Origin of the sequence: Mesorhizobium norvegicum (genome assembly GCF_004919685.1) — a bacterium.
GTDB lineage: Bacteria > Pseudomonadota > Alphaproteobacteria > Rhizobiales > Rhizobiaceae > Mesorhizobium > Mesorhizobium norvegicum.
This window is the reverse complement of the sequence record NZ_SMYZ01000218.1, coordinates 1-488: the sequence shown is the minus strand read 5'-3', so window position 1 is coordinate 488 and position 488 is coordinate 1. Positions and strand designations below refer to the sequence as shown.

Genomic DNA, 488 nt, shown 5'->3' with positions numbered 1-488 from the left:
CCCCTGCCTGTTCGCAATCACGGCGCCAGGGCAGCGCACGTCGCTGTTTGCCGGACCGCGCGGCAAAGGCGTGGTGCCGGTCGAACAGCTAGACCGCACCACCCCGAAGCTTTTGCGCACCCTGTCAGCAGCGCCCCAGTACAGTCCCTTCAGCCTGGTCGGGTGCGGCAGCGTGGGATCAAAGATCGCCATGCACCTCGCGCGCGCCGGTGGCGACATCCGTGCGGTCTCGGACAGCCGCGAGTTGCGGCCGCACAATATGGCCCGCCACGCTCTGGCCCGCCCGCCCCTGCCGTGGCCCAAGGCTTTCGAACTTGCCGACGAGTTGTCCCACCTCGGGCAACAGCCGACGGCCTCTGTCATCGACGTGGTCAAGGCCCTGCGGACCCCCCAGGATCGTCTGCGCATCGCACCGGCTGGCACCGCAACACTGGTCAATTCGACCGCCTCGAAACTGGCCCGCCAGGCCCTTTCGATGGTGGCGCCGG

At 68.6% G+C, this 488-nt stretch carries 1 pseudogene; it reads left to right on the top strand.

Going from position 1 to position 488, the window contains the following annotated elements:
- Positions 1 to 488: pseudogene (locus FCU66_RS41540) on the top strand (hypothetical protein); the annotation flags it as partial.